Below are 17,772 nucleotides of genomic sequence, written 5' to 3'. Positions count from 1 at the left end.
TTGAACACGGGTTAACCTTGAATACGGTTGGCTTGTCGTCTCCGTTTTATATCGGCTTATCATGAATTTAAACAAACCTTTAATGGCGGCAGTCACTTTAATCGTCTGCGCCATTCTTTCTCTGTTCGTTGGTGTTGCAAATATCGATCTGCAATCGGTGTTAGCGAGTGACCAGCATGCTTTGGAAATACTCTACACCAGTCGACTGCCGCGACTATTAGCGATTGGCTTAGCAGGCGCGGGCTTAAGTGTTGCCGGGCTGATTATGCAGCAAATTGTACAAAACCGATTTGCCGCCCCCTCAACAACCGGAACCATTGACTGTGCCATGCTGGGTTATATTTTTAGCTTGGTGTTTTTCGCGCAGATGGACCATTGGGTGCAACTCGCAGTCATCATGATATTCTCTGTGATTGGCACCTTGATATTTGTTCAATTCATCCAGCGTATGCAGTTTAAAAGTGCCATGCTGGTTCCTTTGATAGGCATTATGTACGGTAATGTCGTGTCAGCGTTAACCACTTTCATTGCCTATAAATACGATTTGGTTCAAACCCTTAACTCTTGGACGGTGGCAAACTTCGCTTCAGTGTTGCAAGGCAATTTCGAGTGGCTGTTTCTGGCTATTCCTGCCTCTGTTCTTGCTTACATCTATGCCAGTCAATTTAGTGCCGTAAGCGTGGGTGAAAGCTTTGCGAAAAATATCGGTTTGAACTATCAAGCCATTGTTAAAATTGGCGTGATACTGGTTGCGGTTTTATCTTCTACGGTCGTGATGATCGTGGGTGTTATTCCATTTTTGGGACTGATTGTCCCCAACATTGTTTCTCAGTTTATGGGGGACAATATGAGGAAGAATCTGCCGTGGACAGCCTACTGGGGAGCATTGCTTGTATTGGTGTGTGATGTTATCGGTCGAATCGTTATTTTCCCCTATGAGGTGCCGATCTCGATGATCATCAGTGTCTTTGGTGGCGTTATCTTTATTGGTTTGATTTTGCGAGATAAATCGAATGCGTAATTCAGTAAAAATAGTGCTTTTAAGCGGACTCGCAATGCTATTTCTGGCTTTTTTTCTGGGCAAGGGATTAACGCTGGATAACTACCAATTTTTCTTGTCTCGCCGTATCCCTAAAGTTCTCGCTATCGTGATAGCGGCAATCGCGATAACGACCTCATCTCTGGTTTTTCAAACGATCACCAACAATCGAATTTTGACGCCAAGTATTCTTGGCTTTGACTCGTTATACGTGATGCTTCAGGTACTGATGGTTGTGCTGTTCGGGAGCATGAGCCCATTAGTGATAAACAGCGAGCTCAATCATGTGGTGACTTTGGCGATTATGCTTGCTCTGGCAATGGCTTTGTTCAGCTTTTACTTTCGGCGCAGCCAGAGAAACATTTTCACGTTACTTTTGATAGGGATTGTCTTAAGCAGTTTATTTAGTAGCGTGACAGGTTTCTTCACCATGTTGGTCGATCCTGATGAATTTACCATGATTCAAGGGGCAATGTTCGCCAGTTTTAACAACGTGAACAGCGAACTTGTCTATTGGAGTTTGATTCCACTGACTGCCTGCTTGGTCTATCTCGCTCACTTGTCACCAAAGCTTGATGTATTTTGGTTGGGAGCAGATAACGCCAAGAGTTTAGGAGTCGACACTCATAAAGTGACGATGCATGTCATGTTCACGATTACCACCTTGGTCTCTATTTCAACGGTATTGGTGGGTCCAGTATTGTTCTTTGGTTTGATTGTCGTAGCGCTGACAAGACAGCTATTTACGGGCTATCAGCATCGGTTTTTATTATTTGCGTCCAGTTTACTGGCGATTGTGCTGCTCGTGGGTGGGCAATGGATGGTAGAAAATCTGCTTGATTTTCAGACGACGATCAGTGTCATTATCAACTTTGTTGGTGGGGCATACTTCCTATTACTGCTGAGTAAACAGAAATTGAACTAGGATTTGACGACATGATTAAAGTGAATGGTTTAAGTAAAAAATACGATGATAAGTATGTCGTCAAAAACGCTTCAGCACTTTTTCCGCTAGGAGAGGTGACTAGCATTATTGGTCCAAACGGAGCGGGTAAAAGTACATTATTATCCATGGCAAGTCGACTCACTCAAAGTGACGCTGGAACCGTTGTGATTGGTGACAAACCTCTGAGCCAGTGGGACACGCAGGAGTTAGCAAAACACTTGGCGGTACTTCGCCAGTCAAATAACATCAATATGCGGTTTACTGTGCGCGAGTTGGTCTCTTTTGGACGGTTCCCTTATTCTCAGGGACGCCTGAATGAAGAAGATCACCGAATCGTTGATGCGGCTTTAGAGCAACTTGAGATTGCCTACATTCAAGACCGTTTTATCGATCAGTTATCAGGAGGGCAGCGGCAAATGGCGTTTATCGCGATGGTTGTAGCTCAGGATACGGACTACGTTTTCCTTGATGAACCGTTAAACAACCTTGATATCAGACACTCAGTGGATATGATGAATTCGCTGAAGCGGTTGGCTCATGAGCAGAACAAAGCCATTGTGATTGTTATTCATGATATTAACTTCGCTTCCTGTTATTCCGACAATATTATCGCGATGAAGCAAGGGGAAGTGGTCATTAGTGGTCGCAAGTCGGACGTGATTCAAGAGCCGATACTCTCAGAAATATACGATATTCCTTTTACGATTCGAACCGTCGATGGCGAGAAAATTTGTATGTATTACACGGGTTAGTTAGCTAGCACTTAATAGAGGTTACCGCCTAGATTCCCCCCCCAAAAAAAACAAAGCCCCAAATCATTTGGGGCTTGCTCAATCTTAACTCAGTTCGGTTATTTTACCCACCATTGCGCCACATAACCCTCACCGTGGTTAACCGCAACGTGGAAGGTGGCAGCACCGGGGGTTGTTGTACTACATGCTGGTGCTGACAAACCAAATACACTATGCGAAGTGGGGTTGGTACATTTAAAAAACAGATCCGCACCATCAGCTTGATCATTGGAGAAATGTGAATCAAAGCCACCAAAAACGGTATCCAACCAAAGCGGTTCCGACCAGATGCCATTATCAAGGGGCGTGTAAAACCATATCATCCAAGAGTAGCTATTACGGTTTTGAAAAATATACGCATATGGATATGTTCCAGGCGTAATGCCATTAAATGTCATGTACATACGCTCATCCATACTGAAGGTCAAACCTTTAATCGTCCCCTTCCAGCCATCCACTTCATCACGATAGTCGGTGGTATTGAGAGATGTGCCGCTTAGACTGACTGAATCAGCACTTAATGTCTCGATTAACCAATCTTCAACAACACCATCGGGATCACTATCAATGGTTTCCACAGAGGGATCCGAGGTATAGTTAAGTCGAATGATACGCCCATTTAGTCTGTTGGCGTCTGTCTGACTAATTCTAAAGTTATTATAATCTGTTTCATGATCTTCACTCAGGGAGAGAGGATAGCCCACACCTGCTGCTAGAACGGAGGTGGATCCCCAGTGAAGATCTTTACCGGTTTGGCTAAAGACTGCTAAGTCGGGATCGGGTTGACCACCATAACGGGTCAAATTGGTTTTAGCTGAATAGGACCAAATTAAAGTATATCCGCCAACCGTTTTATTTTGAGTCAGACTATCCGCATAAGAGACCATATCGCATTGAGTCTTAAATTTTGATGGCGTGCCTTGGATCCAATACTCTCCATCGTCCGCAACGATGGCGTAAGGGGAATTGTATTCATCAAAAATAGCCTGACAGCTTTCGGCCGGCTGATCAAAACTTCCCACGATGAGTTTAAATAAATTAAACGTCTCGACTCTATAGGTTGATTGACCAAATACATCATAGCCGACCACCACCAAAGTCACGATATACGCTCTTTGCTCATTAGTAATCGTAAACGACGGAGCATTAGAAACAATTTCACCATTAATAACCCAAGTATATTCATAGCTGGTGACGTCACAATATTCACAGGTGACTTGCGCGGTAATCAGGTCATTACTTCCCTCTATAGCCTCAAGTGCCGTAATTTCTAACGTAGGAGGATCACCAATGGTAACTTTGATATAACTGGTAATCTGGTTACCTAAATCGGTGGTAATGGTGAACGCAAAATCATCAACACCATAGACATTACCACTTGGCGTGTAGGTGATGTTACTGTCACCAGGGTTGCCAGTCGCGGAAACCGTGCCTAATAAGTTGCCATAAAACTCATTTTTTACCGTTACCTCCTCGCCCGTAGCGAGACCATTAAATAGGGTAGACGCGTCTATGGTGATCGGTTGGGCTTGAGTCGGTGATGTCGCTGGATTGAAGGTGGCGCTAAAGCTACGATCCACCAAAGGCTTTTCTGATAATGTTGATATTGGATTCACTAGGAAAATAATATCCCCTTCAGTGGTCGCAAGCCCATCCGAGAAGGTGGCTTTTACATCCACAATACCTACAGTGACCGTCTTAGGCGTATAAGTAAAGGTGATATCAGCGCCTCCAGTATTGCTGGTCGTCCCTAACGCGACCGTTCCCCCATCGTGTGGCGCAGAGACACTCTGTAACGTGACGGTATCGCCATCAAGATCGATTAAGTCGCTGCTGGTGATGGTTGCCGTTGCGGTTTGTCCCGCCTCAACTTCCACAATTAATGGACCTTTAAACACAGGGGCAATATTATGAGGAATATCGACACGAACCGTGCCCATCGCAAAGCCGCCGCTGTGATCACTGACGTAGTAGGTAATATCATGGATACCAGTGTAAGCAAACGAGACATCAAACGACGTTGAATCAAGCACCGTTGGTGACGTCACACTGGCGTTAGCATTATAGGAGTAAACGCCGGTTAACTGTAAAGTGTCACCATCCGCATCATAGATACAACTATTGGTCGCAGGATCGCTGTTCGTGTAGGTACAATCTGAACTCAGTTGCTGGCTAACATCGATGGTGTACGTGGTGCCGTCGGTCTTAATATCCGCCCCCGCATTATCCCACATAAAGCTTGCCGCTACTGGCATCTGATTGCTGCCGTCAGCGCTGACGCTGATATCAATCGCACCTACCTGAAAATCGCCGATCCCATCGAGGTCAAAATCATCCGTCAGAGAATAAAGAATACGCGTAACACCACCTGGATCACTGCTACTGCTGTTATAGATAAACTTATCGGTTTCTACGCCGCCGCCAGTTACAGGGATCCGCTCAATTGAGCCATTGCCTAGCACCAGAATATTGTTGCTAAGAATGTACGACTCCCCATCCGCGGTTTCAGGAAAACTGGTTGAAAAATGGGAGGCTAAGTTGAGAATGATGGAATCACCCGCAGACGAGATGGAGGCGTGCATTGGCGCAAGCGTTGAAGACGGTATCGACAATGAACGTGCCTGTGCCGAATACTGAATAATCGGTGCCATCTCTTGCACGATAAGGCGCGAAACCATCGTATCGTCACTAAATTGTTTTCCGGTAGGGATATGTTCTACCGTATAGCGATATTCACAAAGTACAGGTTGTGAAACCGCGGGCAAACGATAACTCACCCCATCAATACTCACATTGGTGCAAGCCTCTGCTGCGGAGAGGGATTCAATACTGTCGAGTCTTAGTTCACCGCCATCGGAGGCGACTAAGTGGTGAGATAGGTCGACCGTAATCGGCATATTGGTGGCGCTTTGCTCAATGGTATCTTGGCTGTATAACGACACAGCGGGTGTGACGTCACCGCCTCCTCCCGACGAATTTCCAGTAGAGTCTCCCTCGGCACCACATGCCGTCAATAGCCCTGCAAGCGCGAAGGTTCGGGCGTAATTAACTAGATTATTCGTTTGGTATAAACTCATCTGATGTTCCTCAAAATTTGCGTCGATTTCATCCATTGCTGAATAAATCTCGGCGCAAACTATTAATTTCATTTTGTATATAACCCGAGTTGTTCAAGGCTGACTTTTTGATAATTGAGCTACGGTCTCGGGCATCAATGTTCGACTCACCTAAGTTATTTGATGACTCAGTATCAAGGCATGATTGTGCTATTAAGCAGTTCTTTTTCTTATTGTCTGAAATTAGGTAAAACACTCTATAAATCAATAAAATGCATCATATTTATTTGATGAGTATTTTTCTGAAAAGATTTTATACTCTTTAAGGTTGATTGTCTCACGCAGGGCAATGAATAACATGTAAGGCAAGTCACATCGGTTTGTAGGAAATGTTAGATGGTAAATCTAGTAAGGCTGAAAGAAATAATAAATATTGGCGTGATAATTATGATCATATTATCGATCAAAATCTTAATAGGTCTCCTCCCCAAAAAAAAGCCCCAAATCATTTGGGGCTTGCTCAGTCTTAACTCAGTTCGGTTATTTTACCCACCACTGCGCCACATAACCTTCACCGTTGTTAATCGCATCGTGGTAGGTGGCAGCACCGCCGATTGTTGTACGGCAAGATGGTCCTGAAAGACCTGTGTAACCTCCATCCCCAGAGGTGGGGTTGGTGCATTTAAAAAACAGATCCGCACCATCGGCTTGATTGTTTGAAAAATCCGTGTCATAGCCACCAAATACCGTATCCAACCATAGTGGTTCCAGCCCAATGCCATTGTCAAGAGGGACGTGAAGGAACATCATCCACGGGTGATTACTGCTGTTTTGGATAATATACGCATAAGGCACACGACTAGGAATGATGCCATTAAATGATATGTTCTCCATACGCTCATCCATACTAAACGCCATACCTTTAATCGTCCCCGTCCAGCCATTCACTTGATTTCGATAGCTGCCTGTGCCCGCCATAGTTGTACCAATTAAACTGACTGAATCAGCACTTAATGTCTCAATTGACCAATCTTCAACAACACCATCGGGATCGCTATCAATAGTTTCCACAGAGGGATCCGAGGTATAGTTAAGCCGAATGATACGCCCATTGAGTCTATCGGCATCTGTCTGACTAATTCTAAAGTTATTATAATCCGTTTCATGATCTTCACTCAGGGTGAGAGGATAGCCTACACCCGCTGCTAGATATGAGGTTGATCCCCAGTGAAGATTTTTACCGGTTTGGCTAAACACGGTGGTATCGCCACCAAAACGGGTCAAATTGGTTTTAGCTGAATAAGACCAAATTAAGGTATATCCGCCAGTCGCTTTATTCTGAGTCACACTATCTGCATAAGAGACCATATCGCATTGAGTCTTAAATTTTGATGGTGTGCCTTGGATCCAATACTCTCCATCGTCCGCAACGACAGCGTAAGGAGAATTGTATTGTTCAAAAATCGCATCGCAGCTCTCGGCTGGCTGATCAAAAGTCCCCAGTGTGAGTTTAAATAAGTCAAACATCTCGACCTTATAGGTTGATTGACCAAACACATCATAGGCAACCACCAATAAAGTCACGGCATACGGTCTTTGCTCATCGGTAATCGTAAACGACGGATCGTTAGAAACAATTTCACCATTAATGAGCCAAGTATATTCATAGCTGGTGACGTCACAATATTCACAGGTGACTTGTGCGGTCACAAGGTCATTACTTCCCTCTATAGCCTCAAGTGCCGTAATTTCTAGCTCAGGAGGATCACCAATGGTGACTTTGATATAACTGGTAATCTGGTTACCTAAATCGGTGGTGATGGTGAAAGCAAAATCGTCAACACCATAGACGCCACCACTTGGCGTGTAGGTGATGTCGCTGTCACCGGGATTGCCAGTCGCGGAAACCGTGCCCAATAAGTTGCCATAAAACTCATTTTTCACCGTCACCACCTCACCCGCAGCGAGACCATCAAATAGGGTAGATGTATCTATGGTGATCGATTGGGCTTGAGTCGGTGATGTCGCCGGATCAAATGTGGCGATAAAGCTACGATCCGCCAAGGGCTTCTCTGATAATGTTGATATTGGATTCACTAGGAAAATAATGTCTCCTTCGGTGGTCGCAAGCCCATCCGAGAAGGATGCTTTTACATTGACAATACCCTCGGTAACCGTCTTAGGTGTATAAGTGAAGGTGATATCAGCGCTTCCAGCATTGCTGGTCGTCCCCAACACGACCGTTCCCCCATCGTGTGGCGCAGAGACACTCTGTAACGTGACGGTATCGCCATCAAGATCGATTAAGTCGCTGCTGGTGATGGTTGCTGTCGCAGTTTGACCTGCCTCAACTTCCACAATGAGTGGACCTTTAAAGACAGGAGCACTGTTATGAGGGATATCGACTCGAACCGTGCCCATCGCAAACCCACCGTAGTGATCACTGACGTAGTAGGTAATATCATGGACACCAGTGTAAGCAAACGAGACATCAAACGACGTTGAATCAAGCACCGTTGGTGATGTCACACTGGCGTTAGCATCATAGGAGTAAACGCCGGTTAGCTGTAAAGTGTCACCATCCGCATCAAAGAGACAACTATTGGTCGTAGGATCGCTGTTCGCGTAGGTACAATCTGAACTCAGTTGCTTGCTGACATCGATGGTGTACGTGGTGCCGTCGGTCTTAATATCCGCTCCGGCATTATCCCAAATAAAGCTTGTCGCTACTGGCATCTGGTTACTGCCATCAGCGCTGACGCTAATATCAATCGCACCCACCTGAAAGTCCCCGATCCCATCGAGGTCAAAATCATCCGTCAGAGAATAAAGAATACGCGTAACACCACCTGGATCACCGCTGCTGCTGTTATAGATAAACTTATCGGTTTCTACACCGCCGCCAGTTGCAGGGATTCGCTCAATTGAGCCATTGCCTAGCACCAGAATATTGTCGCTAAGTATGTACGACTCCCCATCCGCAGTTTGCGGAAAACTGGTTGCAAAATGGGAGGCTAAGTTGAGTGTGATGGAATCACCCGCAGACGAGATGGAGGCGTGCATTGGCGCAAGCGTTGAAGACGGTATCGACAATGAGCGTGCCTGTGCCGAATACTGAATAACCGGTGCCATCTCTTGCACGATAAGGCGCGAAACCATCGTATCGTCACTAAACTGCTGTCCGGTAGGAATATGTTCTACCGTATAGCGATATTCACAAAGCACGGGTTGTGAAACCGCGGGCAAACGATAGCTCACCCCATCAATACTCACATTGGCGCAAGCCTCTGCTGCGGAAAGGGATTCAATACTGTCGAGTCTTAGTTCACCGCCATCGGAGGCGACTAAGTGGTGAGATAGGTCGACCGTAATCGGCATATTGGTGGCGCTATGCTCAATAGTATCTTGGCTGTATAGCGACACTGCGGGTGTTACGTCTATGTCACCGCCACCCCCCGACGAATTTCCAGGTGAGTTTCCCTCTCCACCACATGCCACCAATGACCCAGCAAGCGCGAAGGTTAGGGCGTAATTAGTTAGATTATTCATACTGTATAAACTCATCTGACGTTCCTCAACACTTGCGCCGATTTTATCCATTGCTGGATACATTTCGGCGCAACCCATTAATTTCATTCTGTATATAATCCAAGCGGCTCAAGGCTAATTGTTGAAAATTGAGCGACGGTTTCGTTCGACTGCTCGTTATTCGATGACTCAGTATCAAGGCATGATGGTGCTAGTGAACTATTCGGTGTCTTAACTTGGAATTAGATAAAATAATTTATAAATCCATCAAATACTTCGTATGTATTTGATGATTATTTTTATTAAGTGAATTACATTCTTTAATGTTAATTATCTCACGCGGGGCGATGAATGACATGTAAGGGAGGTCTGATCGGTGTGTAGGAAATATCTGATGCGCATTTGGTGAGGCTGAAAGGAATAATAAATATTAGAGTGAAGCGAATGGTTATATTACCGATCTATTTTTTTATAGCAAACTAATATTGATACCAAGTAATCCAACGTGGCACATTAGGGCATTGAGGTTTAAATCGTGAGTCATTGTATTTTCGCTATCAATTTATGATTGTGAACTTAATAGCGACCGACATGTTACCGTCACTCTATTTGCTTTGTCATTGTCTAGTTTTGTTTTTGTGCTACTACCTTAATGTCATTAATACTCATATTTACCAATGGCAATCTACGAATATTCGTACGCACTATGACGATTCAATCTCGATGGGGGGTTAAGTCTGTCTGGATAATCGCGCTAACTGCATTGATGACAGTATCGATCAGTTCATTCTGACCAAACTCTTCAGGGATAATTCCGCCTTCAATCCATATCCCATCCAGAATTGCATTACAGGCAATACTCAAAATACGCAATTCGGCTTCACTGGTTGTGCGCTTTTCCTCTTCGAGTACATCGGCAATTAATGTTTGGATATGGCGGCGAAGTAGGTGATAGGTTTTTTTATGGCTTTCTCGCATGGGTTCGTTGTGAAACAAAAGCTGGAAAAATCCGGCCCAGATTGCGAGTACCTGCGTATCCACGACGGGTGGAATGACAGATGCACGAACAAACATCGCCAGTCGTGCTTTTGCATTCGAACAACGTCTATCCGACGTACTGTGAGCGGCAAGATCGATGAGATCGGTCATATGCTTTTCGTAGGCCGCCGTGATCAACTCATCTTTGTTGGTGAAGTGATAGCGAATCAGTCCTTGCGTTACGTTTGCTTGTTCGGAAATAGACCGCACTGTCGCCGCACTGACCCCTTCTCGGGCGATGACTTGTAGAGTGGCATCAATTAACTCTGCTTTTCGGAGTTGTGACTTTTCTTGCTGTGATACTCGAATTTTAGATTTCATGTGTTTCTCGCTAACGTCGACCATGAATAAATATAACAAAAGTAGCGTAGAGACGCCGTTGGTGCTGACTAATTTTATACGATTGTATAAAACTATACAATCGTATAAAATTAGTCGGTGTCATTGGAAAATCGTTAAACAAGGAAAGTTATTATGTCTAATTATGGTTGCCAGTTAATGGCTAAAAGTATGAGCCGAGTGTTAATGCGCCGCCCAAGCGAAAGCTTAAGACAAGCAGATCCAGCTAAGTGGCATTACAATCATCTTTTTGATGCGGAACAGGCGATTGAGCAGTATCAGGCCTTTGTAGAATTGATCGAAAAATCCGGCACCGAAATTGTGTGGATAGAAGATAATGGCGATGGTTTATCTGATGCCATGTTCACGCGCGATGCGTCACTGATTACCAAAGCGGGTGCGGTTCCCTTACGCATGGGTAAAGCACTTCGCTCCCCAGAGCCCGCGTTGCATCGTCAGGCTTATGAGCAAGCCGGTATACCTATTCTCGGTGAATTGACGGGTGACGCAATGGTGGAAGGTGGTGATACCATCTGGCTAAACGAAAATACTTTATTGGTAGGACTTGGATTCCGTTCAAACGAAGAGGGGGTTAAACAGCTTAATGACTTGCTGAACCCTCAAGGTATAAAGGTACTCGGTTTTGATATGCCTTATTGGACAGGCGAAGAGGCCTGTCTGCATTTGATGTCCGTAATCTCACCGCTTAGTGAAACCAAGTATCTTGTGCATCCGCCATTAATTCCTGCCCGCTTATGGAGTTTGCTGAAACAGTCCGATATTGAATTGGTTATCGCACCCGCTGATGAATTTGAAGCGTCGTTTGGGCTTAATCTTAATGTACTTCCGACATCACCGGACAACTGCATCATGATTGATGGTTTTCCAAAAACCCAGCAAGTTATGGAAGAAAATGGGGTCACTGTTAGCGTATTTAGTGGTGAGGCACTTTGTATGGCTTGTGAAGGTGGACCAACTTGTCTTACTAATCCTATTGTTCGGGGCTAGATTCTGTTTGTTAAGGGCGAGATTATCGCCCTTATCGCCATACAATTAACTAAACATGCCACCTCGGAACATCTTCAGCCAGTTACGGGCAACGCTTAGTGCGTTCTCCGTTGCATTTTCTCTGTGCTCAATGCTCTCCCTAACCCAAAGTCCGTCAAGCACGGCCATCAAACTCTGGCTGGCGATGGAAATATCATCAATAACTAAGCCATCTTCGTGGCTGATTTCGGTTAGCAGTTCACCAAGCAGTGTTTCGAGCTCACGGTTATTACGGGTATAAGCCTCTGCCATTTCAGGTGAGTTGGGAATCAAGCTCCAGAAAACCAGCCAAGCTCGCAAATAGGACGGGCTCATACACTCTTTAGCAAAGTTCTGTTGGAAGATAATGTCTAATTTATCGGCTGCAGTGTTAGGATTGTTTTCCAGTAGGGCGCTGATGGATTGCATAAACTCCTGTGACAAGACGTCATAGGCTTGTGTGATCAGCGCGTTCATTGAGCCGAAGTGATGGTTAACCATACCTTGGGATACGTTGGCTTCTTTGGTGATTTTTCTCACGGAAAGACCAGCATGACCCTCAGCCTCTAAACAGCGAATAGCACTTCTAACTAATAGATCTCGACGTTGATCCGGTTCACATCGGGAGAATTTTTTTTCTCTCATCGTTATTGTTCTTTTGGTTATATTAGCTGGGGAAAAACAGAGGGTCGGCTGACCCTCTGGGCAAATAGTATATTACTCTGGGGCAATGTTTGTTTGGAAATAGTTCATGGATAATTTGGTATAAGTATCGCTTTTTACCAAGGTATCAATGGCAGTACTGAATTTACCTTCAAGTGCAGTATCACCATGACGAACGGCTGCCGCTACACCTTCACCAAGGATGGGTTCATGCTTTACACCGCCGTAGTTCTCAAGTAGTGACTTGTTTTTTTCGTAGAAATCTACCGCTGGGATTGCGTCTGCCATCATAAAATCGATACGACCTGCCAGCAGATCAGCATTAACTTCATCTTGAGTGCCATACTCACGAATTTCTGCAAATTTGCCTACTTTCTCTTTTATATAAAAGGCAGAAATAGTGGACGTTTGTACACCGATAATCTTGCGTTTCAGTGTTTCTTTGTCGAAAGCGAATTTCTGATTTGGTAATCCAATAACGGCCGGTAGCGTGTTGTAATATGGCTTAGTAAAAAGGACTTTTTTCGCACGCTCTTCAGTCACAGACATCGAGGTAAAGATCACATCGATCTTTTTACTCAGTAGTGCCGGAATAATACCGTCCCATGCGATTTCTTTGATCTGGCAATCAAGCTTAGCTTCTTTACAGACTTCGCCCAGCAGATCGATTTCAAAACCTTCCCATGAGCCATCAGCATTTTTGCTCGACATCGGTGGGTAGGGTTCTGCGGCAATACCGACTTTGACGACATCGGCGGCAAAACTGGTGGTCGCGGTGAAAAGAAGTGAAAGTGTGATGAGTAACTTTTTCATAATATGTCTTCCTTGTTTTATGAATAACGATGTTTACGAATAACTATGCTTTACGAATAACTATCTTGTGGTTTAAGTTGCTTTTTACGGTTATTTGCCAGAACGGACAGCAGACCGCTCAGCGAAATGAATACCGCACCAATGATCAAAAAGGTGCTAGGTTGGTTCCCCCAAATAAAGTAGGAAAATAGAAATGCCCAGATAAGACCGGTGTACTCGATGGGAGCGAGCACTGTCGCTTCTGCGTGTTCAAAACTGGCGAATAAGAAGTATTGACCTGCGAGTCCAATAATACCGGTGAATACCATGACGCCAATGGTCGGTGGATCGAATGCGGTAAATGTCCACGGAAGCGAGAGACCTGTAAGTAGGACTGTCATAGTGTTTGCGGCAAATAACTGGACAAATACGGTGGATTGACCTGAAAGCTTGCGCAGCAAAATGTAGGTATAGGCCCAAAGTAGTGCAGAAAAAAGTGCAAAGAACACTGACATTACCTGATCTGTCCCCTCTGGACGAGAAGCAATAATCACCCCGACAAAACCAACTAAGACGCTGCTCCACTGCAATTTAGTGGGTCTTTCTTTGAGCAGTGCGACGGCGAGAATGACGACCATTATCGGTGCAGAGTAGTAAATGGTGGTCATCTGCGACAGACTTAAGCCAATGGCAGAAAGGTAATAGAATACCCATGCCATGGTGGCGATAAAGCTGCGCCATATCAGTGGTTTAAGTACAGGTGAATCTATGGTTTGCCTAATTAAGGCTTTACCACCAAAAGCAAAACCAACAAGCAGAGAGGTTAGGGCACGCCAAAAAAGTAACTCTGCGACGGTAAAATCTGCCACCATCCATTTCATTACGGCATCTTGCACCGAAAAAGTCGCATAGGCAGCAAAACAGAGCAGAATCCCTTTGCTGGTATTGTGGTAAGATGCTGATTGGGCTGAAGTTGTCATAATTTACCTACCCCTTTACCGGAATACGATCTTCAATGCGACGGAACGCAAATTCAATCAGAAGGGTCATCAGCAAGTAGATGATGGCAACCAAAAGCAGCGGTTTATAGACTTCAAAGGTAATTGAACGAATACGGTTTGCTGCGCCCAGTAGATCGACCACTGCGATGGTTGACGCGAGCGCTGTTGATTTGAGAAGTAGCACGGTTTCCCCTGCAAGTGTGGGAGTTAGCAGATAGATGGCACGCGGTAGTCGAACACGTAACAGCGCTTTGAATCCTGTCATACCGAATGCACGGGCAGCTTCTACTTCCCCCTTGGGGACAGAAAGCAGACCGCCGCGAATCACTTCACCTAAGTAGCCAGCAGTGGAAATGATCAACGCAAATGCGATATACCAGTACCCGTCTCTGAGGTAAGTCCACAAAAAGCTGGAACGAATTTCTGGCATTTGTGAAAACAATGCGCCAAGGCCGTAGTAATAAATGTAGATCTGAACCAGTAGCGGTGTCCCGCGAATGATGCTGGTAAACAAGAACGCCGGGTAAGCGATCAATTTTGAGGTCGACAAACGAGCCAGCGCCACCAAGATAGCGAATATAAATCCGAAGATTAATGAGATTATCAGTAGAGAGAGCGTTGCCGACAGTCCTTCCAGTAGCAGATCCGCGTATTCCATTATGATGTCCATGCTCGTGTCCTTAATGCTTTGGCTGCCAGCGGCGCAGGTGATTCTCAAGCAGTTTCAGTCCATAGCTTGAGATAAGGGTAATGATGTAATAGATCGCGGCTGCAGCGCCAAAGAAGATCAGATACTCTCGAGTAGAGCCACCGGCCTGCTTTGCTGTGTAGAGCAACTCGTTGGTGCCAACAACACTAATCAATGCACTGTCTTTGATGATGTAAACCCAGAGATTGGAAAGACCGGCGAGGGCGTTGGGTGCCATCATTGGCAGGGTTACACGCCAGAAAGTTTGAGCCCGAGACATACCGTAGGCATAGCTTGCTTCAATCTGTCCAATATTGACCGCTTTAATCGCACCACGGAAAATCTCAGAGGAATAAGCGCCCTGAACCAAACCAAGAACCACTATCGCAACGGGCATGCCAGCGACGTCCACATCACCGAAACCTAACATACCACTCAGCGCATTGATTAGGCTGCTACCTCCGTAAAACAGCAAAATGATCAGAAGTAACTCAGGGACTGCTCGACATACTGTGGTATAGGCGTTGGCCACCCTTTTTATCGGTTTTGGGGCATTCAGTTTGGCGAGGGCAGTGATAAGACCCACAAGAAGTCCAACCGCAAAGCCGCCAATGGAGATCTGCATGGTGATCCACGCGCCTTTCATAAGGGCTGGACCCCAGCCCCCTTCTCCAAATCCGAGTAGTTCGAAAGCTTCATTCATCACAACCTCCCTTAGCGCGTATGCTGCGCATTGATGAACTGACGGAACCGTTCACTTTGCGGGTTATGGAAGATTTCGTTTGGCGCGCCTTGTTCTTCGATAATACCTTGGTGCAGGAAGGCAACGTGAGAGGATACATCGCGGGCAAACGCCATTTCATGAGTCACCAGAATCATGGTTCTCCCTTCGTCCGCCAGTGAACGGATGACTTTAAGGACTTCGCCGACCAGTTCAGGGTCAAGTGCGGATGTCGGTTCATCAAACAGCATGGCTTTAGGCTCAACAGCAAGGGCTCGCGCAATGGCGACACGCTGTTGCTGACCACCGGATAGGAAGCTTGGGTACACGTCTTTTTTCTCAATCATACCGACCCGTTCGAGTAGCGCTTCCGCGCGAACCGTTGCTTCGGCTTTAGACTCGCCAAATACATGGATGGGAGCTTCAATTAGGTTTTCAAGTACGGTACGGTGAGGCCAGAGGTTGAAGTTCTGAAACACCATGCCAAGGTGCGAGCGAACATCAAGAAGTTGTCGTTGATCACGAACAAAGGGAATGCCTTTCTGGTCGATATCGGTTTCAATGCCTTGCCCATCAATATAAACCAGTCCCTGATTTGGGACTTCCAGCATGTTAATACAGCGAAGCAGGGTACTTTTGCCTGAACCAGAACCGCCGATAAGCGAGATGACTTCCCCTTCACGGGCACAAAGAGAAACCCCTTTCAGTACTTCATGGTCTCCGAACTGCTTGTGCAGATTAGTCACTTCAATGACTTTCTTCGGTTTTTCGTCTGCTGCTTCAGCAGTTGCCGTAGCTTTAGCCGATGGTAACGGGATATCTGGGTTTAACGGCTCAATATGAATGTTGCCTTCCAGCAAATTGATGACAAAGCTTTTGATACGAGCACAGGCCTCAGCCAAACGCTCTTCACCCAAGGTGAAAGAGAGACGAACAAACCCAGAGGCGCTTTCACCGAATGCTGCGGCATCGAGAGTGGAAACTTTGGCATGTTCAAACAGTGCCCAAGTGAACTGCTCTGTGGATAGGTTGAGTTGACGAATATCCAACAGGATGAACATTCCCGAGTCCGGTCTCAATAGCTTGATCGCTGGACAATCGGCTAATCCTTCTTCGACTACACTACGGCGTTTTCGATATAGCTCGACCATTTTAGGGGTGATGTCATCAGCATGATCCAGCGCAGTGATCGCTGCTTGCTGGATAAAGCCCGGCAGACCGTAAAACATATTTAGCACCAGTGGATCCATATGCTGAACCATGGTGGTATTGGCAATCATCCAGCCAGCACGCCATCCGGTCATTGCATGGGATTTGGATAGGCTGCTGATCACGACGGTTCGCTCAGCCATGCCTTCAAGTTCACGAATAGAGATGCACTCTTTTTCGAAGCTTAGTGTGCTGTACACTTCATCGGACACGACCCATAAATCGTATTCTTTGGCGATATCGGCCAAAGCTTGTAATTCATCCAAATCCATCACGCGTCCGGTTGGGTTGTTTGGATTTGCGAAGAAAATAGCTTTAGTTTTTGGGGTAACAGCATTGCGAAGAACGTCGGGATCAAGCCTGAAATAGTCATCTGCATTGGTTGGAATAGGTACCACGGTCGCCCCCGTGGCTTTCAGAGTCGCTTCGTAGGTTAGATAGGCTGGATCAAGCACCAGAACTTCATCCCCAGTGGTTAATAGACAAGCAGCAGCACAATAGAGACCATTTTGAGTACCGGGCAAAACCACCACGTTATCGTGCGTGATTGGATACTGAGTTGAAAGGTTAAATCGTTGCGCGATTTTTTTTCTGAGATCGATGCAACCAGCAGTATCTGTGTAGTGGGTATTGCCATCGTTAAGTGCTTGAATGGCGCTGTCACAAATAATATCGGGGGTTTTAAAGTCCGGGTCGCCCACGCTTAATACGATAACATCTTCTCCTGCTCTCATCGCATCCAGTGCTTGAAAGTGAATGTTCCATGCATCGCCACCCTGACTTTTTATTCGATCAACAAACGGTGAATAATCCAATGTAATACTCCATGTAGACCTAAAATTAAGGTCATTAAATATCCCTTTCTTTAAACGTTATAACGAAAACATACGATCGTTCAATAGTAAATTGTACGACCGTTCAATAATCACCATAAA

General features: G+C 45.6%; 13 protein-coding genes and 1 pseudogene. 4 read left to right on the top strand and 10 right to left on the bottom strand.

What is annotated here, in order from left to right:
• The first annotated feature begins 61 nt into the window (after positions 1-61).
• Genes L9Q39_RS17830 through L9Q39_RS17820 form a run of 3 tightly spaced genes read left to right on the top strand, consistent with a single transcriptional unit; the run spans position 62 to position 2,737 of the window.
• Positions 62-1,021, top strand: coding sequence for an ABC transporter permease (locus L9Q39_RS17830; RefSeq protein WP_237486434.1), 960 nt, complete (start codon positions 62-64; stop codon positions 1,019-1,021).
• Positions 1,014-1,964 (top strand): iron chelate uptake ABC transporter family permease subunit, encoded by a 951-nt coding sequence (locus tag L9Q39_RS17825; protein ID WP_237486433.1) that lies wholly within the window; start codon positions 1,014-1,016, stop codon positions 1,962-1,964. Before L9Q39_RS17830 ends, L9Q39_RS17825 begins: the two co-directional genes overlap by 8 nt.
• Before the next feature lie 11 nt (positions 1,965-1,975).
• Complete coding sequence (locus L9Q39_RS17820) at positions 1,976-2,737, top strand: iron ABC transporter ATP-binding protein (protein ID WP_237486432.1); 762 nt, start codon at positions 1,976-1,978, stop codon at positions 2,735-2,737.
• Between the two features lie 98 nt (positions 2,738-2,835).
• On the opposite strand, the gene L9Q39_RS17815 is transcribed toward L9Q39_RS17820, so the two are convergent.
• The 3 genes from L9Q39_RS17815 to L9Q39_RS17805 all read right to left on the bottom strand — a co-directional run bounded on the left by L9Q39_RS17815 (position 2,836) and on the right by L9Q39_RS17805 (position 10,719).
• Positions 2,836-5,853 (bottom strand): Ig-like domain-containing protein, encoded by a 3,018-nt coding sequence (locus tag L9Q39_RS17815; protein WP_237486431.1) that lies wholly within the window; start codon positions 5,851-5,853, stop codon positions 2,836-2,838.
• 519 nt (positions 5,854-6,372) lie between these two features.
• Complete coding sequence (locus tag L9Q39_RS17810; protein WP_237486430.1) at positions 6,373-9,468, bottom strand: Ig-like domain-containing protein; 3,096 nt, start codon at positions 9,466-9,468, stop codon at positions 6,373-6,375.
• Positions 9,469-10,074: 606 nt separating this feature from the next.
• A complete protein-coding gene (locus L9Q39_RS17805; protein ID WP_237486429.1) occupies positions 10,075-10,719 on the bottom strand; it encodes a TetR/AcrR family transcriptional regulator in 645 nt (214 codons plus the stop codon).
• 153 nt (positions 10,720-10,872) lie between these two features.
• Between L9Q39_RS17805 and L9Q39_RS17800 the strand changes: the two genes are divergently transcribed.
• Entirely contained in the window at positions 10,873-11,745 is an 873-nt protein-coding gene (locus tag L9Q39_RS17800) for a dimethylarginine dimethylaminohydrolase family protein (RefSeq protein WP_237486428.1), read from the top strand.
• 45 nt (positions 11,746-11,790) lie between these two features.
• Here the strand turns inward: L9Q39_RS17800 and L9Q39_RS17795 are convergent, their stop codons facing one another.
• The 7 genes and pseudogenes from L9Q39_RS17795 to L9Q39_RS17765 all read right to left on the bottom strand — a co-directional run.
• Positions 11,791-12,408, bottom strand: a complete 618-nt coding sequence (locus tag L9Q39_RS17795; protein ID WP_237486427.1) for a TetR family transcriptional regulator C-terminal domain-containing protein — start codon at positions 12,406-12,408, stop codon at positions 11,791-11,793.
• Positions 12,409-12,480: 72 nt separating this feature from the next.
• On the bottom strand, positions 12,481-13,239 hold the full coding sequence (locus L9Q39_RS17790; protein WP_237486426.1) for a transporter substrate-binding domain-containing protein: 759 nt from the start codon (positions 13,237-13,239) through the stop codon (positions 12,481-12,483).
• A 50-nt stretch (positions 13,240-13,289) separates the two neighbouring features.
• Positions 13,290-14,198, bottom strand: coding sequence for a DMT family transporter (locus L9Q39_RS17785; protein WP_237486425.1), 909 nt, complete (start codon positions 14,196-14,198; stop codon positions 13,290-13,292).
• Positions 14,199-14,205: 7 nt separating this feature from the next.
• A complete protein-coding gene (locus L9Q39_RS17780) occupies positions 14,206-14,889 on the bottom strand; it encodes an ABC transporter permease (RefSeq protein WP_237486424.1) in 684 nt (227 codons plus the stop codon).
• A gap of 10 nt (positions 14,890-14,899) precedes the next feature.
• Positions 14,900-15,610, bottom strand: coding sequence for an ABC transporter permease (locus L9Q39_RS17775; RefSeq protein ID WP_237486423.1), 711 nt, complete (start codon positions 15,608-15,610; stop codon positions 14,900-14,902).
• 11 nt (positions 15,611-15,621) lie between these two features.
• Positions 15,622-16,380, bottom strand: coding sequence for an ABC transporter ATP-binding protein (locus L9Q39_RS17770; RefSeq protein WP_237487064.1), 759 nt, complete (start codon positions 16,378-16,380; stop codon positions 15,622-15,624).
• A 138-nt stretch (positions 16,381-16,518) separates the two neighbouring features.
• Positions 16,519-17,571, bottom strand: a pseudogene (locus L9Q39_RS17765) (pyridoxal phosphate-dependent aminotransferase); the annotation flags it as partial.
• Between the last annotated feature and the right edge of the window lie 201 nt (positions 17,572-17,772).

The organism is Vibrio hippocampi (genome assembly GCF_921292975.1).
GTDB lineage: Bacteria > Pseudomonadota > Gammaproteobacteria > Enterobacterales > Vibrionaceae > Vibrio > Vibrio hippocampi.
The sequence above is the reverse complement of the archived record's forward strand: the minus strand, read 5'-3'. Positions and strand labels throughout refer to the sequence as shown.